Annotated in this window: 31 protein-coding genes; 5 read left to right on the forward strand and 26 right to left on the reverse strand. The window is 65.1% G+C overall.

The window, feature by feature from the left end; translation table 11 throughout:
- The 25 genes from FG93_RS09570 to FG93_RS31165 form a co-directional block, all read right to left on the reverse strand.
- A complete protein-coding gene (locus FG93_RS09570; protein WP_043233923.1) occupies positions 1-3,180 on the reverse strand; it encodes a phage tail length tape measure family protein in 3,180 nt (1,059 codons plus the stop codon).
- Between the two features lie 36 nt (positions 3,181-3,216).
- Positions 3,217-3,438, reverse strand: a complete 222-nt coding sequence (locus FG93_RS09575) for a hypothetical protein (protein WP_244448547.1) — start codon at positions 3,436-3,438, stop codon at positions 3,217-3,219.
- A gap of 128 nt (positions 3,439-3,566) precedes the next feature.
- Positions 3,567-4,028 (reverse strand): hypothetical protein, encoded by a 462-nt coding sequence (locus tag FG93_RS09580; RefSeq protein ID WP_043233925.1) that lies wholly within the window; start codon positions 4,026-4,028, stop codon positions 3,567-3,569.
- Between the two features lie 24 nt (positions 4,029-4,052).
- Positions 4,053-4,313, reverse strand: a complete 261-nt coding sequence (locus tag FG93_RS09585) for a hypothetical protein (protein WP_043233926.1) — start codon at positions 4,311-4,313, stop codon at positions 4,053-4,055.
- A 5-nt stretch (positions 4,314-4,318) separates the two neighbouring features.
- A complete protein-coding gene (locus FG93_RS09590) occupies positions 4,319-5,515 on the reverse strand; it encodes a phage tail tube protein (RefSeq protein WP_043234081.1) in 1,197 nt (398 codons plus the stop codon).
- 101 nt (positions 5,516-5,616) lie between these two features.
- A complete protein-coding gene (locus FG93_RS09595; protein WP_043233927.1) occupies positions 5,617-6,063 on the reverse strand; it encodes a phage tail terminator-like protein in 447 nt (148 codons plus the stop codon).
- A 1-nt stretch (position 6,064) separates the two neighbouring features.
- Positions 6,065-6,745 carry a hypothetical protein gene (locus FG93_RS31150; protein WP_052513558.1) on the reverse strand — a complete coding sequence of 227 codons (681 nt, stop codon included), beginning with the start codon at positions 6,743-6,745 and terminating at the stop codon, positions 6,065-6,067.
- Positions 6,742-7,077, reverse strand: a complete 336-nt coding sequence (locus FG93_RS09605; protein ID WP_043233929.1) for a hypothetical protein — start codon at positions 7,075-7,077, stop codon at positions 6,742-6,744. The genes FG93_RS31150 and FG93_RS09605 overlap by 4 nt, the downstream gene beginning before the upstream one ends.
- Positions 7,077-7,694 (reverse strand): hypothetical protein, encoded by a 618-nt coding sequence (locus FG93_RS31155; RefSeq protein WP_052513559.1) that lies wholly within the window; start codon positions 7,692-7,694, stop codon positions 7,077-7,079. The genes FG93_RS09605 and FG93_RS31155 overlap by 1 nt, the downstream gene beginning before the upstream one ends.
- 2 nt (positions 7,695-7,696) lie before the next feature.
- Positions 7,697-8,161, reverse strand: a complete 465-nt coding sequence (locus FG93_RS09615) for a hypothetical protein (RefSeq protein WP_052513560.1) — start codon at positions 8,159-8,161, stop codon at positions 7,697-7,699.
- A 54-nt stretch (positions 8,162-8,215) separates the two neighbouring features.
- On the reverse strand, positions 8,216-8,641 hold the full coding sequence (locus FG93_RS09620; protein WP_043233930.1) for a hypothetical protein: 426 nt from the start codon (positions 8,639-8,641) through the stop codon (positions 8,216-8,218).
- Between the two features lie 90 nt (positions 8,642-8,731).
- Positions 8,732-10,030 (reverse strand): phage major capsid protein, encoded by a 1,299-nt coding sequence (locus tag FG93_RS09625; RefSeq protein ID WP_043233933.1) that lies wholly within the window; start codon positions 10,028-10,030, stop codon positions 8,732-8,734.
- Between the two features lie 88 nt (positions 10,031-10,118).
- A complete protein-coding gene (locus FG93_RS09630; RefSeq protein WP_043233935.1) occupies positions 10,119-11,033 on the reverse strand; it encodes a S49 family peptidase in 915 nt (304 codons plus the stop codon).
- Positions 11,030-12,400, reverse strand: coding sequence for a phage portal protein (locus FG93_RS09635; protein ID WP_244448548.1), 1,371 nt, complete (start codon positions 12,398-12,400; stop codon positions 11,030-11,032). Before FG93_RS09635 ends, FG93_RS09630 begins: the two co-directional genes overlap by 4 nt.
- Complete coding sequence (locus FG93_RS09640) at positions 12,397-14,208, reverse strand: terminase large subunit (protein ID WP_244448549.1); 1,812 nt, start codon at positions 14,206-14,208, stop codon at positions 12,397-12,399. Before FG93_RS09640 ends, FG93_RS09635 begins: the two co-directional genes overlap by 4 nt.
- A gap of 3 nt (positions 14,209-14,211) precedes the next feature.
- Positions 14,212-14,943, reverse strand: a complete 732-nt coding sequence (locus FG93_RS09645) for a P27 family phage terminase small subunit (protein WP_152579376.1) — start codon at positions 14,941-14,943, stop codon at positions 14,212-14,214.
- Between the two features lie 36 nt (positions 14,944-14,979).
- Entirely contained in the window at positions 14,980-15,318 is a 339-nt protein-coding gene (locus FG93_RS09650; protein ID WP_244448550.1) for an HNH endonuclease, read from the reverse strand.
- A 124-nt stretch (positions 15,319-15,442) separates the two neighbouring features.
- Positions 15,443-16,219, reverse strand: a complete 777-nt coding sequence (locus tag FG93_RS09655; protein ID WP_043233938.1) for a hypothetical protein — start codon at positions 16,217-16,219, stop codon at positions 15,443-15,445.
- A gap of 353 nt (positions 16,220-16,572) precedes the next feature.
- Positions 16,573-18,366 (reverse strand): phage/plasmid primase, P4 family, encoded by a 1,794-nt coding sequence (locus FG93_RS09660; RefSeq protein WP_081881415.1) that lies wholly within the window; start codon positions 18,364-18,366, stop codon positions 16,573-16,575.
- Positions 18,363-19,223 carry a hypothetical protein gene (locus tag FG93_RS32345; protein ID WP_152579377.1) on the reverse strand — a complete coding sequence of 287 codons (861 nt, stop codon included), beginning with the start codon at positions 19,221-19,223 and terminating at the stop codon, positions 18,363-18,365. Before FG93_RS32345 ends, FG93_RS09660 begins: the two co-directional genes overlap by 4 nt.
- Positions 19,223-20,497: a hypothetical protein gene (locus FG93_RS09670; RefSeq protein ID WP_052513562.1), complete on the reverse strand. Its 1,275-nt coding sequence runs from the start codon at positions 20,495-20,497 to the stop codon at positions 19,223-19,225. The genes FG93_RS32345 and FG93_RS09670 overlap by 1 nt, the downstream gene beginning before the upstream one ends.
- Positions 20,494-21,159, reverse strand: a complete 666-nt coding sequence (locus FG93_RS09675; RefSeq protein WP_043233941.1) for a hypothetical protein — start codon at positions 21,157-21,159, stop codon at positions 20,494-20,496. Before FG93_RS09675 ends, FG93_RS09670 begins: the two co-directional genes overlap by 4 nt.
- Positions 21,156-21,419, reverse strand: coding sequence for a hypothetical protein (locus FG93_RS09680; RefSeq protein ID WP_043233942.1), 264 nt, complete (start codon positions 21,417-21,419; stop codon positions 21,156-21,158). Before FG93_RS09680 ends, FG93_RS09675 begins: the two co-directional genes overlap by 4 nt.
- Entirely contained in the window at positions 21,416-21,949 is a 534-nt protein-coding gene (locus tag FG93_RS31160) for a GcrA family cell cycle regulator (protein ID WP_081881416.1), read from the reverse strand. Before FG93_RS31160 ends, FG93_RS09680 begins: the two co-directional genes overlap by 4 nt.
- Entirely contained in the window at positions 21,942-22,421 is a 480-nt protein-coding gene (locus tag FG93_RS31165; protein ID WP_052513564.1) for a hypothetical protein, read from the reverse strand. Before FG93_RS31165 ends, FG93_RS31160 begins: the two co-directional genes overlap by 8 nt.
- A gap of 139 nt (positions 22,422-22,560) precedes the next feature.
- On the opposite strand from FG93_RS31165, the gene FG93_RS32830 reads away from it, so the two are divergent.
- The gene (locus FG93_RS32830; RefSeq protein WP_043233944.1) at positions 22,561-22,764 is read left to right on the forward strand and encodes a hypothetical protein; all 204 of its coding nucleotides are present in this window, start codon (positions 22,561-22,563) and stop codon (positions 22,762-22,764) included.
- Between the two features lie 148 nt (positions 22,765-22,912).
- Positions 22,913-23,611 (forward strand): S24 family peptidase, encoded by a 699-nt coding sequence (locus FG93_RS09700; protein WP_244448551.1) that lies wholly within the window; start codon positions 22,913-22,915, stop codon positions 23,609-23,611.
- On the opposite strand, the gene FG93_RS09705 is transcribed toward FG93_RS09700, so the two are convergent.
- Complete coding sequence (locus FG93_RS09705) at positions 23,608-23,850, reverse strand: hypothetical protein (RefSeq protein ID WP_043234095.1); 243 nt, start codon at positions 23,848-23,850, stop codon at positions 23,608-23,610. The genes FG93_RS09700 and FG93_RS09705 overlap by 4 nt on opposite strands.
- Positions 23,851-24,035: 185 nt before the next feature.
- On the opposite strand from FG93_RS09705, the gene FG93_RS09710 reads away from it, so the two are divergent.
- The 3 genes from FG93_RS09710 to FG93_RS09720 are packed head-to-tail and all read left to right on the forward strand — an operon-like array spanning position 24,036 to position 25,470.
- Positions 24,036-24,383 carry a hypothetical protein gene (locus FG93_RS09710; RefSeq protein WP_043233945.1) on the forward strand — a complete coding sequence of 116 codons (348 nt, stop codon included), beginning with the start codon at positions 24,036-24,038 and terminating at the stop codon, positions 24,381-24,383.
- Positions 24,383-24,760 carry a hypothetical protein gene (locus FG93_RS09715; protein WP_043233947.1) on the forward strand — a complete coding sequence of 126 codons (378 nt, stop codon included), beginning with the start codon at positions 24,383-24,385 and terminating at the stop codon, positions 24,758-24,760. The genes FG93_RS09710 and FG93_RS09715 overlap by 1 nt, the downstream gene beginning before the upstream one ends.
- Entirely contained in the window at positions 24,757-25,470 is a 714-nt protein-coding gene (locus FG93_RS09720) for a hypothetical protein (RefSeq protein ID WP_043233949.1), read from the forward strand. Before FG93_RS09715 ends, FG93_RS09720 begins: the two co-directional genes overlap by 4 nt.
- The last annotated feature ends 30 nt before the right edge of the window (positions 25,471-25,500 follow it).

Genomic DNA, 25,500 nt, shown 5'->3' on the forward strand with positions numbered 1-25,500 from the left:
TCACCGCTTCGTCAGTTGCTGTTGAGCGCCATAATTCGAGCGCAACGCCCGGTGAGTGGCAGAGCCCGGCGTCGACATGTCGCCGGCGACCTTCTGGATGACGATGTCGAGGATCTCCGAGCCGTCAGGCCCCTTGCGGCTCTCCTGCGTGACCTTGCCATCCGTTTGGTTGATCACGTTCACGGTCACCGAGGAACGCCCGCCACCGCCGCCACCGGCTGCAACGACGCCAAGCTGCCCGGAACTGTTCCGGCGCAGCGGCATGATCGCTTCCGCCCCGGCCTCGCCGGCGAGGCCTGTCATCCCGTTCCGGAGCGGAAAGGTCATCGGCCTATCGATGACGCCGCCCCTGGCGAAGGGAATGACATTGCCGCCGGCGAAGACATTCCCCTTCGCGCTCGGCAGGAACGGGCCAAAGCCGCTATAGCCGCCGGCGCCTTCGGCAAACGGATTGCCGCCACCACCGAAGCCGAAGCCCTTCAGCAGGCTGCCCAGCAACCCGCCTCCGGCGGAGCCCTTCGACCCGAAGAGCGACGAAATCGCCTGATCCGAGGCAATGTCGAGCAGCTTGTCGGCCACGCGGTTGAGCGAGTTCGTCAGCGCCTCGGTGGCAGACTTGCCGTTTCGAAGGTCGGAAACGAAGCCCTTCAGCGCGTCTTTGCCGATGTCCTGAATCTCGGACAGACGCTCTTTCACCGTGTTGAGGCCGGCGATCCGTGCAGCATTGTCGACATAAGCCTGACCTTCCTCGCTGGTCAGGGGAATGCCCTGCCGACGTAGCTCCTGCTCGGCGCGCATGATCGCGATCAGGCGATTGCGCTCCTCCGCGTTCCGGCCAATCAGCGAGATCTCCAGCTCAAGCCCTTGGATCTGATCGCTCTGCCCATTGATCATGCCCAGCGCGCGACGGCGCTGATCAATGGTCAACTCCTGTTCCTTCAGGGCGATCAGATCCCGCTGCGCGCGCAGGATCGTGCCTTCGTCGGCGCCGATCGCGCGCAGCTGATTGATGCGGGCCTGAATGTCCGACTGACGCTGCAGCAGCTCATAGATCTGCTGCTCTGACAGGTTCTGCCGTGCCGCCCGGTCATTCACATCGCGACCGATCTGGACCTGCTCGCGTAGCCGCGAGTTCTGCTCGGCGATCTCCCGGTTGACCTTGGCCGACGCCTCCTGCAGCAGCTCCTGGAAGCGGACGCCCGCATCCTCGTTGGTGCCGCGCACCTCGCGCTGCGCCTGCGCCTTCAGCTTGGCGATCTCGGCCGCGGCGACGCCATTGCTCTTGATCGCGTCGGTCTCGGCGTTGAGCGCATCGACATTGTCCTGCGAAGCGCGGCGCTGATCGACGGCAAGCGCCTTGCCCTCAGTCAGCACGCGCTGGCGGGCCTCCTCAGCCATGCGCGAACGCTCGGCTGCCGAATTCTCGGTGCCGCGTAACTCGATCCGGACGCGCTCGGCCGCAGTCGCCGCCTTCTGCGCCACGGTCACATCGTTGATGGCGCGGGCGTCGAGCTCGGACAGACGGCGAGTCTTGTCCTGCTCCATGGTCGCGCCCTGCTGGACGGACGAATAGTCCTTTAGTGCAGCCTTTGCCCGGGCAAGCCCGGCCGTGAAGTTCCGGAAATTCTCATCATCGAGAGAAGAGGCGTTTCGAGCCCCGTCGCCGCCGAGGGCCTCGCGCTTCTTCTTGATCGCGTCGAGACCATTTTCGTAGGTGCTGATGGCTGCGTTCAGCTTCTCTGCGTCTCGAATTTCACGGTTTGCATTGGCGAAGAGGGACTCCGCCTCGCGAGACTTGGCATTGTTCGTTGCCAGGCGACCGCTCAGTTCTGCCCGGTCAGACTCAACCTTCATGAGCGACTCAAGCGCGCGCTTCTGTTCGTTCAGGTAGCCGACCCTCGCCTCGAGGCGGTCCTTCTCAGGAGAGCTGCTCAGCCCCTCCGCGCGCACCCGTGCGAGGCGAGATTCATTGTCGCGAAGCTGGCGCGTGAGGTCATCGAGCTTGGTCTGCTGATCAGCAGGCAGCAATGCGGAGCCAACAGCCTCCTTCGCCCGCCCGATGGGCAGCGTGATGTACTTTTCCCATGCCCGGTTCCAGCTGCTCTGCGCCTCCTCGGCCTTGATGACGCTCGCAGCCATGCCGTCGGTCAGTAGCCGTTGGGCGCGGAGCCGATCGCCCATGTCGACCGAACGCCGGATTGCCGTCTGCATCGTGCCGTCTAGGAAGCCGAGGCGCTGGTTGAGAGCCTCAGCGCCCTTGATCGGGTCGGCAAAGGCCTCGGCGAGCTCTTTCACCGCGGGCTCGAGCTCCTGGCCGGTGGTGAAGGCATAATCCTTCGCCAGCTTGATCAGGCGCGACGTCATCTCGGGCGCTATCTTGCCGGTCCTGGTGAATTCCGCCGCCATGGACCGCGCCGCCGAAACCGTGACGCCGGCGGCCTCAGCGGCATCCTTCGCCAGCCGGTTCAGCTCGCCGCCAGTGATACCTGCGGTGCGCCCGATGCCGCGCAGAGAGGCGGCGACGTCACTGCGTTCGGAACCAACGCTGAATGCGGCAAAGAGGGCTGAGGCCGCCGCGGCTGAGGCCGCCAATGCCGGAGCGAGGGGCCCAAGCCAGCCAAGCAGCTGCCGCAGGAACGAGCCCACGGTCGCATTCGAAGACGCGAAGATATCCGCGATCTGCGAACCCTGCTGGATCAGGACGGTCAGCGGGTTCTGGCCGCTGGAGAGCGAGACGAAGACATCCTGCGCCTGGCGCGACAGATTGATGATTTCATGCTTTGCGAGCCCGGAGGGGGCATTGTCATTGCTGACCCCAAGCGCATCGGCGTGCTTCTTCCGGACCTGCGCAACGATGCGGGCAGCCTCCTCCTGCGTCGTCACCCCGCGACGCACCGCAGCGTCGGCACGCAACTGGGCCTGCTCGATCGCCTTGGTGGCGGCAATCACCGGGTCGAGTGAAGCCCGCAACTTGTCCCATTGCGCCGCCGTGCGGGCGATCGAGTTGGCGTTGCCGGTCATAACGAGCGTCTGGCCCGCCTGCGCCGCCTTGGCGCGCTCCTCTGCATCGGCCAGCCGGTCGACAGCAGCCTGCGCTACCTTCATGGCGCGGACATAGGTGGCCGAGCCGACTTCAGCGCCGCGCGCATCGATCGTCAGCAGTGATACGACTTGAGACATGAAGGCCTCGGTGGTTGGCCACGCATTGCGAAATGGCTACTCGGCCGGCTTCGGAGGGAACAGGAAGAGCCGGTCCAGTTCCTCGACGATTTCGATCTCCCAGGGCGCCAGATGCAGCCCTGACAGCCGGGAAAACGCGTCGATTTCTGGCCAGGTAAGCGGCGCCGATCCCGACAGACCCATGCCACGACGATCCGAAAGCCGCCGGAACGCGTTCCAGAGATAGATCAGCTGCGGCGGCGCCGGCGGAACGCGCAACTCCGCTTCGATCCCGGCCCGCCGCTCCGGCGTCCGCGCCCGGTCGAGGAGCCCCCGCAACGTGGCGCGGAGGCTGTGACCCTTGTCATCGAGAGCGGAAAGCCGAAACTCGGCCTCGGCGAAGGCGATCAGGCCGTCGCGGAGGCCTCGATAAAAGACGCCTTGGCATTGAGGAATTCGAGGCACTGGGCATAGAGCCAGTTGAGTTCCGGCTTCAACAGGATCTCGGTCGCCGTTTGCTCAGCAAAGGTGATCGCAGAGCCGCCTTCTTCGAGCGTCACCGGGGTCCAGTCGACGATCCTGGCGACAACCCACCTGGTATTATTGCGGCGGGCCACGTCGACATCCCGGCTCTCGGGCTTGATCTCGCGGCCGTTCAGCCGCTGCGCCTCGATCTGGGCGTCGCGAAGCAACGCCTCGCGGGCCGCCTCGTTCGACCAGGCGATCGCCTTGGGATGGCCGGGACCGGCGAAGGTAATCTCCCAGCCGATCGGCGCATTCGTTACGGGGTGGAGCACTTGCATCACGGCGGTGTTGGCCGCGCAAAGCGCGCCGAGGTTCACCAGGACCGCGCCAGCTTTGTTCGTCATGTCCAATTTCCTTGATGGGAAGATTCAGCGCTTGCGGCGCTCTTTCGTGGATGGGAGCCGCAACGGCCGGCCCGGATCGCGAGCAGCCTCGATCGGCGCCGGCGGCATCATCACCGCCACCGGCCAGCTTTCCCGGGCCCGGCCGGTCGCACTGATGGCGATCGCGCCGAGATCCGCCGCACGGCGCGGCAGCGCGACCGTGAGGCCGGCCGCCTCGGCTGCGGCGATGGCGGCGCGCAGGGCGGAAGCCGCCTCGCGCACCGCCGCTTCCAGCTGCGCCGTCATGACGATCAGGCCGCCGAGGTCTGGTAGACAACGGTCGAGTCGGAATAGGCACCGCCGCGCTCGTCCTTGCCGATCAGCAGCGAGATCTGCTGCGTGCGGCCATTGTCGGCACCGAGCTCGGACTTCGCGAGGTTCGCAAAGGTGATGTTGCCGATGAAGAACGAGCAGAAGTCACGCGGCTCGCCTTCGTTCTCGGTGAACATCAGATGCAGCGAGAGCACGTCCTCGTCGAGGAACTGCTGCACGCGGCTTACGTCCTTCTTCAGCGCCGTGATCGAGCCCTCGACCGTCGCCTGGTTGGTGAACACCTCGGGCGTCAGCACCGAGCCGACGACGGGCTGTCCCGCCGCATTCAGGTTGATGGTCAGATCCAGCGCGGTAAGCTCGAGCACATCCTCGCCGCCGAGCCGGATCAGCGCCTCGACCGCCGTCATGCCGAGCGAGGTGGTTGCGACCGGCGCAGCATAATAGGGCGAGGCCGCGCCATCCTTCACCTCCATGTCGCGGCCAATCACGCCGAAGGTGATCGTCGCCATGCCGTTCGGCTGCAGCTGCAGCTGCATCGAGCCGATGCGATTGCCGAGGAAGAGTTCGGAGCCGTCGATATCGATCTCGCGCTCTTCGATCGAGAAGCTACGCGGAGTGGTGCCCATCAGCAGCTTTTTCGGCCGCGTCAGCGAGAAGGCGGCGTCGGCAACGGCGTCGACGGTGAGCACTTCGGCGACAGTGATCGTGCTGGCAGTCAGCCCGACGATGCGCAGGTTGCGGCCGTTGTTCGCTGCCGTCGAGTGGTTGGTCAGGCGAACGATATCGCCAACACGCAGGCCAGCGGTGATCCAGGAGCCCGCCGATGCAACAATGGCGTTCGCCGTCGTGGTGATGCTGGTCAGGCCCGCGCTCGCCTCGTTCAGCACGAGCTCGGGCTGGAACGAGCCGCGGAAAACGGCTTCGATGAAATCGTCATAGCTGCCGTGGCTGAGATCGCCGACATAGGAGCCGGCGACCGAACGCGAGCCGTGGCGCCCGCGCGAGACCTGCCCGTCGCGCCGGATCTCGTTCGAACGGATCGGCTCCTTCGAAAGGTTGAGGCCGCCGCTGTTGGGGCGAAACACCTTCGCGCCCGCGGCGCCGTCTTCGGCGACGCCGAAAGTGACCTCAGGCTTGTAGGCAACCAGGATGTTGCGGCCGGACTGAAAAACCATGGCAGGGGCTCCCATGAAGAAGGCGCCCGAGGCGCCCGAAGGTCCCTTGCCCAAGGGGAAGAAGGATCATGCCGGCGCGGGCCACGCGCGGGCAGGAACGGTCAGGCGATGCGCCAGAACTCAAATGGAATGGTGACGGTGACACCGACCCACATGCCGCTGTCGGCCGAGGCGTCAGCCCCGCCGACCCGTGGCGACCAGGTCCGGATGCAGGCGCCGGGGTCAGCGTCGTAAAACTGCTTCGTGCGGAAGATCTCGCCGAGCGCCGTTGCGTTCGTGAAAGCTTCAGCCGTTCCGGTATCGGCCGGCACGAAGGCCGTGAGCTCGATCAGGCCGTCATCGATGATGACGTGAGCGCCGGGCTTCCCCACACCACGGATGCCCGAATCCGTGCCGGTGACCTCGGCATAGACCCAGGCAGCGGGCTTTCCATCCGCATCGGTCACGATCGGCCGCTTCTCGTTCGGCCAGGCGATGGGCGTCGCGTTGTTCCAAACACCCTCGAGCCGCAACCGAATCGCGGCGACCGCCCCTGCAAAGTCAGCCATGTCAGTAAACCCGGATATAGAGCGCGGGACGCCGCGCATCCTTTTCGAGCGCGCGGCCCGGGCGGGCATGGCTGCCCTTGGCGAAGCGGCCTTTGACGCCGCGTTTGATCGGCCGCTTGACGCCGCCGGCCTCAAAGAACGAACCGCCAACGACCGAGCGGAATGTGAACTTGATCGCGGCCATGTTGCCGAAGCGACGCTTCAGGATCTGCTCGGCCTGCTGATAGACCCGATCCGTTCCGGCGACCCGCATCTTCATCTTGCCGAGATCGATCTTGCGGGCATAGGGCAGCGGGTTGAGGATATAGATCTCCTCTCCGCTTTGGGGCTTCCAGCTCCTCAAATCGCCGACTGCGACGCCGCCAACGAACAGCGTATGAGCACGGCGATAGTCGCCGGACAGGACGGGCGAGAGCGCGAAGAGCGTATCCATGGCGAAACGCACGATCTCGTCCAGCCGCTGATAGTGATACTCGATCACGCCATTGCGCTGGACGCTCTCCTCGAGGGCGCCCTCGCGCCCGTCAACGAAGCGCCGGTAGCTCGATGGCCGCGGATCGGCCCGCATGACCTTTCCATGCTCGCGCCTCGCGAAGGCGGCGAGATCGGCCTGCGTCCCGGCAAGCGCGCGCAGGGTCTCGCCCTGGAATTGCAGCGAGACGGCGCGCAAGCGGCTGGTCATGAGCCCAGCACCTGCAGCTCGACGCGCACCAGAACGCCGGCCATGTAGATCGGGCCGGCAGCCTGGACGCGCTTCCACACGGCGCCGACCTTCACGCGATCGCCGCCCTCCGGTACCGGCCAGGCGACGGCGGCGAGCGCCGTCGGCGACAGGATGACGAGACTATCCTGCTGCGTGATCGCGCCGACCAGCTGCTCGGGCTTGTAGCCACGGACGAAGGCCTGGCAGACCAGATCAGCCGGCCCGCCGGCGGGGCGGGACAGGGTGACGGATTGGCCGGACTCGCCGAGTTCCTGGTCGAGATCCGAAATGGCCGCGGCTGGATCGAACATCAGATGAAGATCCGCAGCGGGGTCAGCAGCGCGGTCACCGCCCGGTCAGCGGTCTCGTTGAATTTGCCGGTCGTGTCCCACTCGCGCGAGCCCACGCCTTCCACGACACGCTTCCGTAACCGGGCATCACTCCCGACGAGATTGTAGAGGTTGCCCAGCATCAGCTTGAGGGCTGCAACCGCGGCCGCCGGCGCCGGATCATGACCGGCGACGTAGCGCACACGAACGCTCTCGGGCTCATCATAGGCCTGAGGCCAGCGCTGGCGGCGACCGCAGACGGCTTCCGATCCGATCAGACGGTAGTCGGCGCCCGGGATCTCTTGTTCGGCACCTTCGCGATCGACATAGGTCACCGAGACGATCGATCGCGTCGGCTCGCAAGGCAGATAGATCGCATCGCCTCGCGGAAAGCCGTCCTGACGCAGCTCGATGGTCTGCGTTGCGAGAGCGCGCCCTAGCCAGCCCTCCGGTCCATCAATCTGGCCAAAGGCTGCCGCGACGAGCTGCTCGATCAGGCCGTCATCGCCCGCGCCGACGACGCGGAGATGCGCCTTTGCTTCGGCCGTGGATAGAACCGACTTCGGATCCGGCGGGGCGATGACGACGAGACGCGGCATGATCAGGCCTTCTTCGCCTTGCTTGCCGCTTCATTGGCCTTGGCGAGGCGCGCCTCGGCTTCGACCGCCGCCTGCTCGGCGACACGGCGACGCTCCTCCGCGGCGGAAGCGGCATCGTTGGTCTCGCGCAGCCGCTCTTGGGCGGCTTCGATCTCCGCGGTGAGCCGATCGAGCTCGGCCTGGCGCCGGCGCTGCGTCTCTGCCTCGTCCGCGAGGCGCCGCTGCTCGGCCGCGGCCGACTCGTTGGCCAGGCGCTTACGCTCGGCCGCGGCTGCGTCCTCCGCAGCGCGCCGGCTTTCAGCTTCCTCCTGCGCGGCCCGGGCCTCTGCCTCGGTCGGACGCCGGAGGCAGCCTGCCTTGATGAGACGCTCCGCCTGCTCCTCGTCCTTCGTTTCGAAGGTGTCGCCGCGCTGAAAGCGTTTGCCGGTGTGCCTGTCGACACACCCGGCGATGACTGTGAACTTCATCGATCAATCCTCGATCTTTGCGGCCTCGGCCGCGTGTTGCGGGAGAAGCAGCGATCAGACCGGCGGATTCGGCGTCGGCGCGTAGCGGGATCCGGAAAGGATGGCGACCGCGGAGAGGAAGATGTTGCCGGCATTGTTCGCCGGTGTCAGCGTCAGACGAACATACTGTTTGCCGCCGACATAGCCGATCTTCCGGCAGGCATCGTCATTGGCGAAGGTGAGGCCTGCCTGCGCTTCCGTTCCGGTGAGCTGCGTATCCGGCACCGCGGCGGCGTCGGACAGGTTCGCAGCGTTTCCGTGCTCGACCAGCGCCGTGATGACAGCGTCAGCGTCGGCGATCGCGCCGGCCTGGATCGCGAACATGAGCTCGTTGTAGCCGGCGCGATCGATGATCTGAGAGACAAACGGGGTGTTGTCGGTAACCGCAGCAGCAGGGCTGATCGCCCGCTTGACATGCAGGTGATTGGCGAGGTCGCGCATGGCGATCTCCTTTCAAGATAAAATGATGGGGAGGGCGGACGGCCCCGGCGGAGCCGAGGCCGCAGAGTGCGAGAGCTGACCGCTCCCGGATCAGGCCGGGATGTCGAGGCCGATGAAGGGCGAGACCTCGTAGCCGTTCTCTTCCTTGATCGGGCCCTTCATCCAGGGCGCGCCGTCGACGTTCCAGAAGATCTTGATCACGGTCTTGTTCGAGGTGAACTTGACGTGCTCAGACGCGGCGACGAAGGGGCCAGAACCGTCCTTAATGAGGTAGTAGTTCCAGTCCGCGAGCACGATATCGCCCTTCGAACCGAGCGCAGGAGCTCGATTATTCCAGCGCAGCGGGTAACCGAGCAGCGTGCCGGCAAAGCCGTCGCGGGCATCCGGCTTCCAAATGTAGTGACCCTCAGGATCCTGAAGGGTCGCGATCTTCGGAAGCGCGGATTGCGGCGCCGACCAGATTGGCGAGCCGCCGCGCATCAGCAGCACGGCAACCATGCCGAGCAGGTCGAGATAGCCAACCGTGTTTGCATTGGCCCGGTTGACGTACTTCATCGCGCCGGCATTCAGCGCGCCCAGCGGTTGGGTGACACCGTTGCCGCGCAGGAACGAGTAGTCCTCAGCGGCGTCGACGGCACCCGAAAGCAGGTTGCGGATGAAGGTATCGGAGGCCTGCCAATTACGCAGGAGTTTGTCCGTAACCGTGACGAATCCCGCGACCTCATGCGGGGTAAGCGTGATTTCGCCGAGCTTGGCATCGGTCTCCGGCTTCTCTTCGCCTTCCTCGATCCACTGGACCTGGACGCCGCCGAACATGTTGGCGGGGTTGGCCCCGGACTGATCGAGAGCCGGCATCGTGATGCTGGCATCGGGCGGGCTGCCCGCAGGAATGATCTGGGCGCGAGGGCGCACGAGCGAAGCCTGCGCTTCGACGCGAAAGATCTGGTTTCGGAACTGCTGGGGGACCATGAAGCCGCCCTGCGTATCGTTATCCATACGCATTTCGGCCTGCAGGCCGTTCTCGTCCGTCGCGGCGCCGACGCCCTCGACGAAGTTGAGCCGCTGGTCATTCCGGTTGAACCGAACCGCGGCCATGAACTCGCCGAAGCTCTCGAACTCGGTGCTCGCCTCGTTCGGCCGGCGCGGAATGACCTGCGGAACGCTCGAGCGCGAGCGAGCCGGCACGACGGCATCGAGCGCCGCCTCGCTGGTTTCCTGCGCCTCGAGGCGGGTGATCCGGTTCTCAAGAGCGTCTCGGCTGGCCTGCAGCTCGTCAAACGAAGCCTGCTCTTCGGCCGTGAGGTCGCGGTCCTGCCCCTCGGCCGTAACGATGATGGCGCGCATATCCGCGACCAGCTTGGTGCGCTTGGCGCGCAGTTCCTTCAGCATGGGGTTCTCCTGGCTGAATGCCGGATACGAAAAGGCCCCGCTCACGCCGGCACGTGAACGAGGCCGTTACCGCCGGTCGGCGGGTATTTCAGAGAGCGAGCGCCCGCTTCTGGCGCTGCAAGGCAGAATTGCGCGCCGGCGGCGCTGCCTCGATCGGGGCGCCGTAGAGCGAGGCGCCGAAACGCTGCAGCGTCTCCTCAAGCGAACCGACGCGATCCGCCATGCCTTCGGATACCGCGCGCGACGCATCGACGAGCTCGCCCTGGCCGAAGCCTTCGCGGACGCGCGAGACGGCTACACCGCGGTTGCGAGCCACGTCGCCAACGAAGCTGTCATAGGAAGCGTTCACACGGCTCTGCATGCGAGTGTGCGATTCCTCGTCGAGCGGATTGAACGGGTTCGCTGCGGCCTTGAACTTCCCGGCCTTGACGATCGTCTTCTTCACGCCGGCCTTCTCGAGGGCGCCGCTCATGTCGTCGTGGATACCGAGAACGCCGATATCGCCAACGCCACCGCTCGGCGTCACAACCATTTCGGTGGCCGCCGAAGCGATCCAGTAGGCGGCGCTCGCAGCCGTCGCATTGACGTGAGCGATAACCGGCTTCATCGCCCTACCGTCGAAGATCATCCGCGACAGCTCCGCGGTCCCGCTCACCATGCCGCCCGGGGAGTCGACATCGAGGACGATCGCCTTGACGTCTTGGTCGCGCAGCGCCGCCTGGAACGCGAGGCCGAAACCCTCCGACGACGTGCCGCCGGAGATCTCGGTCATCATGTTCATGCGGTTGGCGATGACGCCGCGCAGGGGCAACAGTGCAACCCTGCCGATCTTCCGGGCAATTTCCCGCTCGGTTTTCTGAGGCACTCGCGCGGCGAGATCTTCCGCCGAGTATTTCTCACCAGAAGCCTGATGCGCGAGTAGATCCAGGATGGCTTGCAGCTTGCTCTCCTGCATAGCCCATCGCTCTTCGGTGACCGCCATCAGCACATGGGCGTATTTCATGCTGCGTCCTCCTCGTCGGACTGGTCGAGTGGTGGGCCGCCGTTGTGGCCGATCGGCGGAGGCACCGGCGGGTTGATGGCGCGCTCGATCGACTGCACGTTGTTGCTGACGAAGCGCACGTCACCCTCGGGCCCCATGCCGTCGAGCTCCTCGAGCGCGGCGATCTTGTTCGGCGTGATCGCCGCCAGTTCAAACATCGCCTTGTAGAAGGCGGCACGGCCGGCCATGTCGCCACGCAACAGGGCATTCAGGTTGAACTTGACGTAGTAGCCCTGCGCCAACTCCTCTGCCGTGAAGAGCTTCCAGTTGAGCTCCTGTTCCCAGGCGCCGATCCACGGCTCGATCGTCTGCCGGACGAAACCGATCATCAGTTGCTCGATGCCGGAGCCCCAGCTGGTGGATTTCTCATGGCTCTGCAGCAGAACGAGCGGCACGTCGTAAATTCGCGCGATCTCGGCGATCTGGAACTCGCGCGAGCCGAGGAACTGCGCATCCTCGGGTGGGATCGTGGTCGAGATGTACTTGACGCCCTCCTCGAGCACCTTGACCCGATGCGCATTTTCGAGCCCGCCCTGCTTCTCGAGTTGGGCACCGGGGTCGATGCGCCGCTCTGGACCTGCGGTTTCACCGCGCTCGGTACGCCGCCCTGCGAGGTTGCCCTGGGCGTTGGACGACAGCCTGCCCGGGTGCATCAGAAACCCGCCGGACTTGGCATCGTTGGCGAAGAACTTCGCCCCGAACTCCTCCATGGCGAGGCCCATGCCGACAGCCTGGCGGGCAAGGCCGATTTGCGACAGGCCTTCATAGCCATCCTGGCTAAGATCCATCAGGTGGATGACGTCCTCCTGCGGCAGCGTGTAGCGCTGACCGGCGATCGAAGTGTCATAGACTAGGTCGCCCTCTTTCTTCCGAGGCTTCGTGGCGTTCGGGAGAAGCGGCCAGATCCCGACTGCCTGGCCCCGGCGATTGCGTTCGATCTCGCAGTAGCCGTTGCCCCAGAGCAGCGCATGGCCCTGGACCGTTTTCCGCACCGTGCGTGACGACATGAACGGATTCGGGCGCAGCCGCAGGCTCTGCGACATCGGGTGGTCATCAACCGCGATCGCCTCGCCCTTGTCGCCCTTGCGAAAGATGCCGACCGGGACGCCGGCAACCGGATTGGCGATCCGGTTCACGCAGGCGAACACCACGGGCAGATGCAGCGCGCCGAACTCGCTGACGACGACGCCCGCCTTCGTCTTCCCGCCGCCTAGCATCCGGACGAGCCAGCCATTCGGCTGGCCGATGCTGTCGGAGGGGCCGTAGCGCTCCGCCGACAGGCCCATGGCCGCGCGGAAGTGCTGCCAGCGGCTGAAGCCAGCTGTCATGGACGCCATTCCTCGACCTCGATTTCCAGAATTCCGCGATCCTCGTAGACCGATGGGCCATCGCCGGGCGGGCCCATCGTCAACGCTGTCGCCATGACCGACGCCATGATGCCGTCGATCTTGTCTTTCGACCCGCCCTTGTCCGGGACGTAGTTCAAATTGGCGTCGAATCGGACGCCGCAATGCTGGGCCATCCAGGTCAGAACCGGATGGCCCGCATGATCGAGCAGGCGCTGAAAGACCAGGCGCTCGAATTCCTTTGTCGGCTCGGCCAGCGTGCGATGACCCTGCCGCATGTTGACCATGAAGGGCTCATCGCCAATCGACGCCGCAACGCCGTCCTCCTGCAGCATGATCTGCAGCTGCGAAACGCCCCAGGCATCGAAACCGAGCTTCGTCACCTCGAACATCGCCATTCCGTCGAGGATGGCATTGGCGACGATCCGAAGGTCGACGACATCGCCGGGCATGGTGCGCAACGCGCCCTGGTCGACCCAGCCCTGCCAGTTGACGCGGCGATCCGTCTCCTGGCGCTCGACCAGGGTGCCCTCCGGAACCCAAAACATCGGCAACAGGTCCCAGACGCCGCCGGGCGCCTCTGGCTCGAAAAGCCAGACCAGTGCGGTCAGGTCGCGAACGGCCGAGACGTCAGCGGCGCCGACGCAGCGCCGTCCCTGGAAGCGATCTGCCTGCGTCTTCCAGCCTTCCAGATCTCGGGCCGAGGCCTTCCAGGCCCTCAGCGGGATCCAGCTCGAGAGATGATCCACCCATTGATTGAGGTGGTAGCATTTGAACTTGGCCTCGAGTGCGGGCTTGCCTTTGGCCTTGCGCGCCTCGATGCGCATATAGTCCCAGGTCGGCGTCATGCCGATTGAGGGGTTTGCCTTCTTCCAGACCTCCTCGTCGGTCCAATCGTCCTCCTGATCGGCGCCGAAGAAGACGATCAGCGTTGTTGGGTCGTCTTTGACGCCCTCGAGGATCTCCATGCTCTCTTCGAACCACTCGAAGCCGACACGCGACGTCTTGATGCCGGCGGTCGACGCATAGAGCTCGATCGGCTGCAAGCGGGTGCCGGTTCCCTCGCGCAGCGTGTCCGAAAGGTCCCGGCTATACCATTCATGGATCTCGTCCCCGACGATGACCGTCGGCGATCGGCCATGCTTGCCGTCGGGCTTGCCGGATAGCAGCTCGCAGAGCCCGTTCGTCTCCGGAACGAAGATGGACTTCGCCTGGTTGACGACGCGGCGCGAGCCGTCCGGACCGATCATCACGCCTTTGGCGTTCTCGATGATCGCCTTCATCTTCTTGAAGGGGACGAGGCCCTGTTTCTCGTCTCGCCCGAACACGAAGCCCTGCGCGCCGTGGACCTTCTCGAGCACGAAGAACAGCACGCCGAGCCCCGCCAGGAACTCCGACTTGCCATTCTTGCGCGGGATCCAGAGATCCAGGCGCCGGAAGATGCGGACCCAGGCGATTCGCGGCTCGCCGGTTGTCTCGTCTAGGATCTCGACGGGCTTCTTCCACCCGACGAGGAGCCGAAGCGTGATCTCCTGCCACTTGAGCAACCAGAACGGCTTGCCGTGAAACCGGTCCTCAGTGAGCCTGAAGATCTTCGGCCAGGCCGCGACGACACGATCGGCCTTCGCCGCATCGAACCAAGCCCCCGGATTCGAGGCCGCCCTTCGCCATCCCATGACGGCCCAGCGATAAGCCGGCTGATCGGCGACGGCCTGTAGCCAACCCGGCAAAGGGTGCAGGGCCTCCGGCGCGCCGATCGCGAGCGCGGCGGCCGAAGTCTCTGGCTGCACGGCCTAGTTCAGCTGCCCGGGCGGCGGCGAATCCGTCGCGTTCATAAGATCGATCGGGTCCTCGGACACAGTACGAGGCGCCGGCGTCGATCCAGCCGGCTGCTCCGGCTGAGGCTCGGGCGAATTGTCGAAGAGCTCGCCCTGCCGCGACCGGTTGAAACTCTGAACCCGGAGCAGATCCTGGTCGAACAACGGCGACAGGCCGAACTCGCGCGCCTTGTCGCGGATGGTGCTCTCCGCCGCGGCCCTGATATCGAGCATCGGATTCGGCCGAAGCCAATTGTCGCCGGTTGTCCGCTTCACCGTCTGCACGAAACCGTGTTGCCGGATGTGCTTGCAGGCGGTTTCCCACTCCTGGACCGCGACGCAGTAGATCGCGATCGACGGCGCATAGCGGGAATCCAGACGGCCCATAACGCGAAGGCCGCGGATCGTATCGGTCCACACCTCGAGCGCTCGGGCATAGAACGCCGGCGCGCCGGTGAACATCCGCGGAGCAGCAAACGGATCACGCTGCGCTGCGACCTGATCGGCGACGGGTTGAGCCCGGGCCTCTAGATCGGCGGCCGCCTTCCGTTCCCGAGACTTGCGACGCCCCGGATAGCCCTTCGCGGCTTGCGCGGCCGGCGAATCCTTCCTGCGTCCCACGCCAACAGCCTCCAACGCGAAAAAAATAAATCTGCCGGAATAACGCGCCGGCGTTTTCGATCCCCCATAGCCGGTGCAGGCTCCCAAGGGTCTGGACTTTCGACCGCCCCCGGGGTGTGCTCGTCACCCCGCGTCGGCCGCATGCTCGGCGGCCTGTTTGGCGCTTGAATGGTGCGAGACACATAGCGATTGCCGCGCGCCGTTCCAGAACAAGTCGATATCACCACGATGCGGGATGACGTGGTCGCAGATGGTGGCGGCAGTCACCGTGCCCTCATCCAGGCACATGATGCAGAGCGGCTCGCGCACTAGCTGATCCTTGGAGATGGCCCGCCAGCGAGCTGTCCAATACAGGCGTCTGGTTGCGCTCTCGGCCGTGCGCCTCCGCTCATAGTCGCGCTTCGCTTCGTCGGATGCGCGCTGCTGAGATGCGGTGCGAAAGAAGCCAATGCGAACAGGCAACCAACGCCTCCAACGGAAACGCCGCCTCGGGGTGAACCGGGCGGCGTCTCGAAACCTAATGAACCATGGCCAACCTATGTCAACCAACTGCCGCAGCCAAGAGGGCCGATGCAGGATGTCCCAGCTACTCCCAAGGCCGAGCCGGGCGCTCGGTCATGACCACGGCATGGTCATGCAGCGCACAGCTGGCGGCCAGCGTATCGACCACCACGCCGAGCGCCGCATGCCAGACCTCATACTCCGCCCGCATCGGCACCGCCTCGGCAGGATCCGGTACCAGGATGGTCTTGCGATAGGCGCCGGCATAGGGGCGCCCTGCCCGCGCGTTGTAGCCATCGACCTCGACCATATGCAGTTTGCCGAAAGCGCCCTCAACCGGCCGCTGCCGGAACCAGAGCGGCTTGCCATGGCTCGACACGAACCGAGCCTTGGGCCGGTCGAACTCCCATGACGGCGCACCGCCCAGGATCGCATGCCGGCGCAACAGCTCGGCCGGCTTCTGACAGAAGCGCGGCCGGCCATCGCGCCCGGCAGCGCTGACACGCGGCATGGCGCGCCGCACCGCATCCTGCGTCTCGACCGGCGAGAGGCCGAGGCCGGCAAGCGGCGACCAACCATCAGGTACATCCAGTTCCATGGCCGCGAGCTCGCTCACCGCCGCATGCAGCGTCAGCGCATCGGGATGCGGCGGCGCGCCATAGGATGCCGGCAAGGGCACCACGCCAAAGCTGTTGATCCGGCCATCGTTGACCAGATCGGCCATCAGCTCGCCCTGCCGCGACACCGCATCCCAGCCGCCAGCGCTGGGGACCACCCAATCCCCGCCGCCCGACGTCTCCGCCTTTGGCAGCTCGTCCCGATAGGCCCAGGCCAGGAAGGCCTCGATACCGATCCTTTTCATCACCTTCCGCCTTTCATGGGAGGCTAGGGAGGCAAGCCACCCGGACAATCGCTTGCCTCCCGAAACCCGAAAACCCGTAACTCTCTGTATCTACTTATCTATTTCACTCGTTTGGGAGTGTAGGGAGGATAGGGAGGGTAAAAGGCTATGACGCTATGGACGCTGCACCGCTCAGCCATTGCGCAGAGCCCCCATCACCCCCTGAATACGCGCGTGCGGTCATGCACCTGTACCCTCCCTAGGCTCCCTAACCTCCCGCGCCACCGCCAAGTCTTTGATTTTAGCCGCTATTCCCCGCGCCCCTTCATGGGAGGCAAGCCGGGAGGGCAACCGCTACCCTCCCTAGCCTCCCGTCAGTCGTCGTCGCGGGTGCGAGAGGGAGCGCGCGGCTCGGGTTGCTGCGGCCGGTATTCGGACTTCACCTGGACGCCGACATAGATCGAGGAGGAGGCCTTGCCCTTCTCAAACCCGAAATCATGGGCGGTCTTGACCATCCGGCGCGTGAAGGTCTCGCGCTTCACCGGCGTTCGCGCAGCGCGCTGACACCAAACGAGGAACGCGTCGAACAGGGCGCCGGTGAGCTCGCTGTCGGCCGCATCCTTTGTCACCGTCAGGGCCTCGCGGACGAAGGCGCCCATCAGGTCGCTTTCGTCGCGATACTCCTGCGATGCCGCCGTGATCCCGGCGGGTGGGTCGAGGGCCCCGCGCATCAGGAAATCGGAAAGGCCCTCGAGCAGCCGGTTGAGGATGCCGGAGCGCTCGGTCCAGAGCTTCTCCGGCAGCTTCTTGTCGACCTCGTCCTTCGGGATCTGGACGTCGAAGGGGATCAGCACGACGCGGCGCCAGATGCCGTCGTCATTGCCCCTGATCACCGGCTTGCGGTTGGCCGAGATCGCCAGCTTGAACTTGGGATAAACCTCATTGAACTCATGATTGAGCCGGCGCACCAGGATCGGCTCGCCCGAGGTCAGGGACTTGATCAGCGATTCATCGAAGGCCATGCCTTCTTTCGGCTCGGCAGCGCGCACCAGGCGGGCGCCGGGCGTCCGGACAAGGTCCGGCGTCGCCTCGGCGCCCTTGCGGCGATCCTCGCCGGTGAGGGTGGCGATCGGCAGCGACGTCGCATAGTCGCCCATCAGCCGCGAGACGATATCGACCAGGGTCGACTTGCCGTTGCGCCCCTCGCCATGCATCAGGACGAAGACTTGCTCAGTGGTCAGCGCGGTCAACGCATAGCCGAGATAGCGGAGCATGTAGTTCCGGATCTCGGCCGAGGGCAGGATCTTCGCGAGGAAAGCATCGAAAATCGGGCACTTCGCGTCCTTGGCGTAGGCCACGGGCGCGAGCTTGCAGATCCAGTCCTCGCGCTGGTGCGGACTGAGCTCGATCGAGACGGAGCGCCGAAACCGCGGATTATCCGGATCCGATTCCTCGTCCTCCTGCTCATCGATTTCAACGCGCAGGGTCCCGTTCTCGAGGTTGAGCGCGAGCGCGTCGACATCGAACGCGGCGAGCGGTTTGGAGAGATAGCCGCAGGCCTGCTTCAGCATGCCGTCGATCTTGCCGGTGTTGCAGCTTGAATTGGCGAAGCGCCGGCGCTGGGCCCGCCTGCCGGCGATCGCCTTGCGCGCTCGCGAAGCCGCGGCGATATCGCGGTTTAGCTTGGCGAGCGCCGCCTTCTGGCTTTCCGTCAGATCGTCAGTGCCGATCGACTCCTTTTCGATCTCGGCCTCTTCGCCGGCAGCGATCGCCGCAGCCTCGTTCGGCGTCGGACTGATCAGGTGCGCCTCGAGCGCGATCGCCTCGACCGTTTCATGCGCCAACGGGGTGACATGGACGCCGTCAATATCCTCGATCCAGCGACGGCCGTCATAGACGTGGTAGCCGACATTCTGGATGTGGACGAGCTGATGCCCGTAGCGGAAGCGCAGCCGGCGCGAGTTGCCGATATCGTGGCAACCCTGCGCCAGGCACTCGCGGATCAGCGCCCAGGCTTCAGGCGACAGCTCCGGCCGATCGCCTTCGCCATCATCATGCGCCAAGTCGTCTTCGGGCTCAGCGGCGGGAGGTGCGGAGGAGACCACCGCTGCATTGGCGACCGCACCGAGGATCGGATCATCCGGCATGGGTGCATCGGACGGCGTCATGCGCTCACCGCCGTTGAATTCAGACCGGAGACACGTTGATAGTGTGCCGTCGCGCCGGGGGGCTGATTTTGGGCAAATGGAATTCGCCGGTGATCGGCTTCTTCGTGCTGATGACGCTCATTGTCATCATCGGCATCGTCGACGCTCTGGAGCCTGTATTTTGTGAGCCGGGCAAGCTCGCTCTCGCTGCGAAGCAACAGGACGTCGTCGTATTTCGGTGCTGGGAGTTCTGGTTGAACCGTTACCAGAGCCTGCTCGGCAACATCATAACCGCAGGCGTTGCGGGTGTTACTCTCTATTGGATCGCACAACAGCTTGTTGCTGCGAATCGACAAACCGCCATTGCCGCCGCCCAAGTGTTGCGCGCCAGAATGAGTGAAATCGATATCGAGCGAACAGAGGTAATCACCTTCAGGAACTCTCTCGTCTCCGCTGAAAATGAAGCTCCAATAGGATATCAAAATATCGTCCGACTCAGGGACGAACTCAGAGAGTTCGAGCGAATTCGAGAACAACTTTTCGAAGGTGCGATGAAGAATGGCGCACGACTTGGCGCGACCCCACTCGGAAGTGAGCAACATAAACTCAGAACAAAAATTGACGACCATTGGGGGAGCATCACGACTCAGATAAATGCCATAATCTCTGAGCTTAACGGCGATCGTGATAGTGACGAATTGAATAGATATCATCTTGCCGTGCGGAATGAGGCTGAGATTATTCGATCTCTGCTCGACGATCTCGATTCTGTCCTTGAGGTCGCCTGGGTGATGACCGTTCGACAGTTGCGAACTTTCGAGGATGTTTCTGTGAATGGTAAGGTGCTGCCCGTTCGGCAGTGGGAGTGAGATCACCATCATCTCGCCCGAACGCGCCGCATCCGCATGTCGTTGAAATCGGACCCGTCATCCGGCCAGACGACGCGCACGGTGCGGCCGGGCATGGCCCAGCGTGCCGAGGCGCGGGCGACGGCGCATTCCACGGTGAAGCGATCGCTGTCGCCATCGGCGAGGATCAGCACATCGATGACCGTGTCGGGCAGCGCGATCGAGCGCGCAGGGTCGCCCTGGTCGGGCACCGGCCCGGGCACCCGCGGGGCATAGACCCGGCCGCGCCTATCGGTCTGCTTCCTGGTCGGATGCGGTACCGAGTTCACCGCCTTGCCGCCGAGGTTCGGGAGGTCGACGCTCGACCAGAATTCGGTCTCGCTCAGTTCCTCGCCCGCCTCGAGCAGCGTCGCCCAGACGGAAAGCACCGTCTCGATCCCCTCGCCGATGACGATCCGGCTAACGCGCCCGCTCGGCGCCGGTACCAGGATCAGATGGCCGCCATTCTTCGAACCGCGCGAACGCTTCACGGCGAGTGCCTCGCCAGCGACCACGAATTTGAGCTTGCCCTTCTCGCCCGCCGGCGCCGTGCCATTCGCAAGGCGCGGATCCAGCCAGGTCATGTGCAGCCCGCCAAAGCGGCTGTCATTGTCGGCGATCGGCGAGAGCATCGCCGGCCCGGTGTGGACGATCTCACCACCCTTGCCCGGCGGATGGCGCAAGTGGATCTCGGGGTGGAAGCGCAGCTTCGCCCCGGCCGGGACAGCGGGAATGCCGCGATGTTGCAGATAGCGCTCGACCAGCGAGCCGGAAGCGGGCTTGCCATTGCGCCAGATCTCGCGGCAGCGCCGGCGCTCGTCCTCGCGAAACTGGTTGTTCAGCCGTTCGCCGTCCGCGCGAGCCTTGTCGGACTCGTCCTGCAGGCGCTGGCGCTCAGCCTCACGCGCCGCCTTTTCATCTGGCGTTTCGACCTTGGCGGTGCGCCCGGGCTTCGGCTCGCCGGTCAGCCACTCGACAGCGACCAGGAACGAGCAATTCTGGACATAGCGGACGAGGCTGATCGCGTCGTACCCGCCCCGGCCTTCGCCGCGGCAGAACCACATGGATTCGGACGGTTTCACAGAGAACCGATCGACGCCGCGGCAGCGCGGGCATGGGCCGCTGATGTCACCGCGCGCTCGGTCAGTGGCCTTATCCGTCCCGCCCTTCGGCGCGAAGCCGAGCTTCAGCGCCGCATTCAACACGCTGACGCCCTTGGCCTTGTCGAGCCATGCCTCGAAGGCGGGATCGGGCAGCAGGCTCACGCCGGCACCTCGCGCGCCGCCTGGTCGACCATGGCCCGGTTCGCGAATCCTTGACGGGCCGCCTCGCGTTTGACCTCTTCCGCCGAAACGTCGCGATACTGGCCCTCCCGAGCACCGATCAGGTCGCCGAGCGCAAGGAAGTTCGTGCGCTGCGGATCATGCGAGAGCTCGGCTGCACGGTGCAACAGCGAGACGGCGCCCAGATTCAGGCCGGTTCCGTCCATCGCGAAGGCGCGGCGGATAATGGCCGCCTCGATCGACCGCTGCCGCGTCTCTGGATCGGATGCCAGACGCGAGGCCAACGGGGCTGCGACGCCGGGCAGATGCAGAAGCCCGGCCGAGATCGCGACCAGTGCCTTCTCGCTCAGCTTGGTGATGGCGCGGCGATAATCGGCCAGCGAACAGCCGAGCTCGTTCATGACCATCAACGGCGGGATGCGAGCGGGCGATTCCTCCGTGACGAGGGCGAGGATCCTGCCCGGCAGCGCCTCGGGATTGATCGGCGGCGCCGGTGGCAGCTCGCCGCGGCTGCGCAGGCGCCAGAGCAGGCGCGTGACATCCCGACGGCTGCAATCCAGCTGACGTGCGATCACGCCCGGATTGCTGTCCTTCCGGGCGAGCGCCAGGACGGCTTCGGTCAGTGTTGCGGTCGGCTCGCTCACGCGGCCCCTCCTTGTTCGAGCGCGGCGATGTCGAGGCCGAGCGCGAGGTCGGGCCGCTCCTTCAGCTTCAACGCGATGCGATAAGCGAGACCGAGTGCGCGGGCCTGCCGGCGGACTTCGCCGACCATCTGGCGGCAGCCCTCGGCCGCACCGGGTGTCGCCGCCACGAACTCGATCTGGTTGATCGAGAAGATTTCGGTCTCGGCCGCGCTGAGCAGCCGGGCCGCAAGTTCGTCGAGATTGAGGGGCGCCTCACTCATGCGAACGCCCCGTTCCGCCCGGTCCGCACGAACCGGCTGCGGGCCGCGTCCATCTGTGCCGCATCAAGCTTGCGGCCCAGTCGCGGCTCATAAGCCAGCGCTGCGCAGGCCTTGCACCAGCGCTCGCCCTCGCTTCGCACCGGCTCGCCGCAATAGAGCCCGCCTCGCTCGGCGTTCGACCAGAGCGGCATGCGGCACTGTTTCGTCATGTCGAGGCCGACCAGGTCGACGGCATTCGGCCCGACCGGCTTCGGCCAGCCCTTGATCGTCGCCTCGACGACCGGTTCTGGCAGCGGCCTGATCACAGGCGCCCTGCGCGAAACCGGAACCGGTGTCGGCTTCGGAACGGCGCGCTTCGGCGGCGCAGCGATCGCGCCGGTCAGCTGAATGCCCAGCCGATGCGCCTTGCCGATCACGGCGCTGCGCGAAACGCCGCCGAGCTGCTCGGCGATCAGCTGCGCCGACAGCCCATCGGCCGCGAGCTGCTTCAGCAAAGATACGCGGGCGTCGACCCAACCGAGATCAGTCATCGGCTGGTCCTCCGCGTGCGCAGAGCGCAGCCGACGACAGCCGGCCGGCCTCAACCGCCTTGGCCAGATCGGAGAGTTCCTTCGCGACAATCGCGGCGTCGGCCGGCGAGAAGCGGCCGTCGCGGCAACCCTCGATATAGGCCGACATCACGTCGCCCATCTCCGCGGAGATGCGCGAGATCGCGCGATGCGGACAGGACTCGTCGGCCGCCGGCGCCAGCGCAACCTGATGGGCGCTCCAGCCCAACAGCTCGATCTCGACCCGCGTCACCACCGGACGCCCGATATCCGCCTCGAGCTTCGCCTTGGCCCGCGCGCTGAGCAGATCGTCGCTCTCGATATTGGCGCAGCGTCCGATCTGGGCGCTCGACAACTCGGCAATCTCGGCGGCGCGAGCGATGCCGCCGCACATCTCGACCAGGTCGCGGTTCGCCGCCTTGACCCGAAAAAACCAGGCATCACGCTTGTTCATTCAGCGCCTCATGCTGACCTAAGGAGAAATCCGCCGCGCTTTTCTCGGCATCGCGGCCGGCCGGCTTGAGTTACGAAGGTTCGGAAGGCGCCGCTTCCAGCCCGCACGCGGGAGCTGAGACCGGGCTGGAGGGGACGTCATGGACCGGCAGGAAATCGTCCGCGGACAACGCGATGCCTTGCTCCCGAGCGTAGGAGAGCAACTGAACGTGATGGCCCTGGGGGACGCGCCCGTCAGTGCCGCCGAGGCTCCGTGGGCGCTTCCAATTGCTCACTCGGGTGCGATGCAGGCCCACGATCTCAGCGACCTTTTTCGGGCCACCGAGCTTGGCGATGATGCTTGATGCCGGTTCCATGAGCGGGAATGTAGCGTCTATCGCTACGTATGCAAGCGGTTTTGCTTCCAAACTGGAACACGACGCGCGTAGGGGCTCCCGCTATCGTCGCGCCATGTTGAGCGAATGGCTACGAAACCTCTTGGAAACCAGTGGGATGAGCCAGGCCGAGCTGGCGCGACAACTCACGGAAGCTCTCGGCCGGTCGATCGATCGCGCCGCCATCAACAAGATGACGACCGGCAACAGAAAGATCTCCGGCGACGAGATGCTGGCGATCACGCGCATACTCAAACCGGCGAGCAGCGAGCCTGCATCGCAGGCGTCTATCCGGGAGGGTTTGGCGACGAGTATCCCGATGCAGGTGCGCCCGGCATCCAGTGAACTCGCACCTTACCGAATTGCGGGCAAAGTTGAGGCCGGAGCATTTCGCCCCCAGGAGGATCTTGGCGACTGGGACGAAGCGAAGGTCATTTATGACAAGCGGGATCCGAAATACCCGGACGCCCGACACCTTTCGTTTGACGTAGACGGTGACAGCATGAATGCGCTGAAACCCCGCCCCATCCTATCGGGCGATCAGGTTTTAGCTGTTTCTTATGAGGATATTTCGGATCGCACGCCGATCCGCGACGGCATGGTTGTTGTCGTCGAGCGCTCTCGATACTCCGGCATGGAACGCGAGTGGTCGATTAAACAGATCGAACTCTATGCCGATCGCATTGAATTCCACCCGCGCTCAACTAATCCGCGGCATGAAGTGATCAAAGTACCTCGGGACAATACGGCGGACGATGGTCAGAAGGTCGAGATCATCGCCCTCGTCCGCCGCGTCAGCAACGAATTGCCGGGCTAAGCGACTTCAAGCAATTCAGGCCGCACCATCGTGATGCCGATGATCGTCCCGATCGCGCTGTCGCATTGAATGCACAGGAACCTTTGACGCTGCAGGAAGGCGCTGTCCGCCAGCTCCTCCGGAGTGGTTGGAGCATCGTCGACTGCCGGCACGTCCAAGCAAGACTCCAGGTTCCTCATGCAGTTCGGGCACCTGAGGTGGATCAGGAAACGGGCAGCAAATTCGGCGGGTTCAGGCATAGTCACCTCCACTGAGACCGCGACAAGCTGACTCACCTATGAGAACGGAGCAAGAACAAAATTAACGATTCGATTCGGTGCGCGGGAACGCCGCAGCACCCTTGTTTCCAAATTGGAAGCGTTGTCCGTTTGACAACGTAGCGGAACGCGCTACTCTGCCGCCGTCCTAACCGATGGAGGCATCCATGCGTCACGAAAGACCCGCTCCCGGCCGTCCGACCCCGATCGACAGCGTCAACGCCGAGCTGCTCAAGGCGAAGCTCAAAGCCGATCCGCTCGCCCGCAAATCCCGCGCCGACCTGCCGCACGTCTCCGAGCTCGGCACCGATACCCGCGCCGTCATCGTCGATGATATGTGCGGCATCCTCGAAGAGGGGCGCGAAAGCCGCGGCTACGCCGACATCTATGATCTGAAGCGCGCCGGCTATCATGAGGACCTGGCGGCGACGCTCGGGCCCGAGGCCGCCAAGAAGATGGCCAAGCGGCTGGCCAAGCTCGGACATCGCGACGCTTTCGAAGAGGAGGCGGCCTGATGGCCGCCCTGTTCGAGGTTCACGCCGACGCGCTCGTCACGGCCGCCATGGCCTCGCGTATCGAGCATTTCGTCGGCGCGATGCGCGATCTTGACCCTGCGCTTGCAGAGGCGCGCCGCGCCGGCGTCGTGCCGACATCACAGATCGCGGCAGAGGCCCGCGCTTTCTGGATGAGTTCGCAGGCCGCGCTCGCTTCGGCCGTCGTCTTCGTACAGGCCGATCGCGTGCTCGACGGCATGACGGCGCTCGCCGCTCGAAATGAGAGGCTCGCCCCGTATGTCCTCTCCACGCTGATGGCCGATCGGGCCCGGCGGATCGGCGCACCGCCACGCCCGTCGCGCCATTTCGAGCGGCCGCAGTTTGGCGGTGCGGCATGAAGCCGGGCACGACAGTCCCCGCGGGCGCCGCGCCATGGGCTCAGACCGCATCCGGCAAGGCGCTGGCGCTCGGCCGCGTCGTGCCTCACGGCGCGATCGACATCCGTCGCGATATCGCCGTGCCGCTCGGCAACACCGGCCGCTTCGCCAACCAGATGCCGACCGGCGTGATCTATCCGGTCGCGCAGCACTGCAACATCGGCGCCGACTGGATCCTCGCGCACTACCACGATCACCGGCTCGCCCTCGGCTTCCTGCTGCATGAGGGGCACGAGGCCATTCTCGGCGACTGGACCGAGCCGGTGCTCAGCGCGATGCAGGCACAGCTCGACGAAATGCGCCAGGAAGCCGGCGCCGACATCGTTCCGCGCCTGTCGGTGAAGAAGATGAAGCGCCGGCTCGCGGATCCGATCGACCGCTACCTCCATGAGGAGGCTGGGCTGCTTTGGCCCATGCCGCCGCATATGCGCGACCTGATCCATATCGTCGATCGTCGGATGCTGATGACCGAGCGCCAGCATCTGCTCGCCCAGCCGCCCAGGCGCTGGGATGACGCGCTCGAGCGCCTTCAGCCGCTCGATCTCAAGCACCGCATCAAGCCCATGCCGCCAGCCAAGGCGGCCGAGAACTGGATCCTGCGCTTCGAGCAATGGAGCGCACGCGTCCGCGGCGATGGCTCGCGGCCGGAATTGACCCGCGGCGCCGCCTGAGCGCCCCCCTCCCACTGAAGGACTTCGGAT

The organism is Allobosea sp. LC85, assembly GCF_000735605.1.
Taxonomy (GTDB): domain Bacteria; phylum Pseudomonadota; class Alphaproteobacteria; order Rhizobiales; family Beijerinckiaceae; genus Allobosea.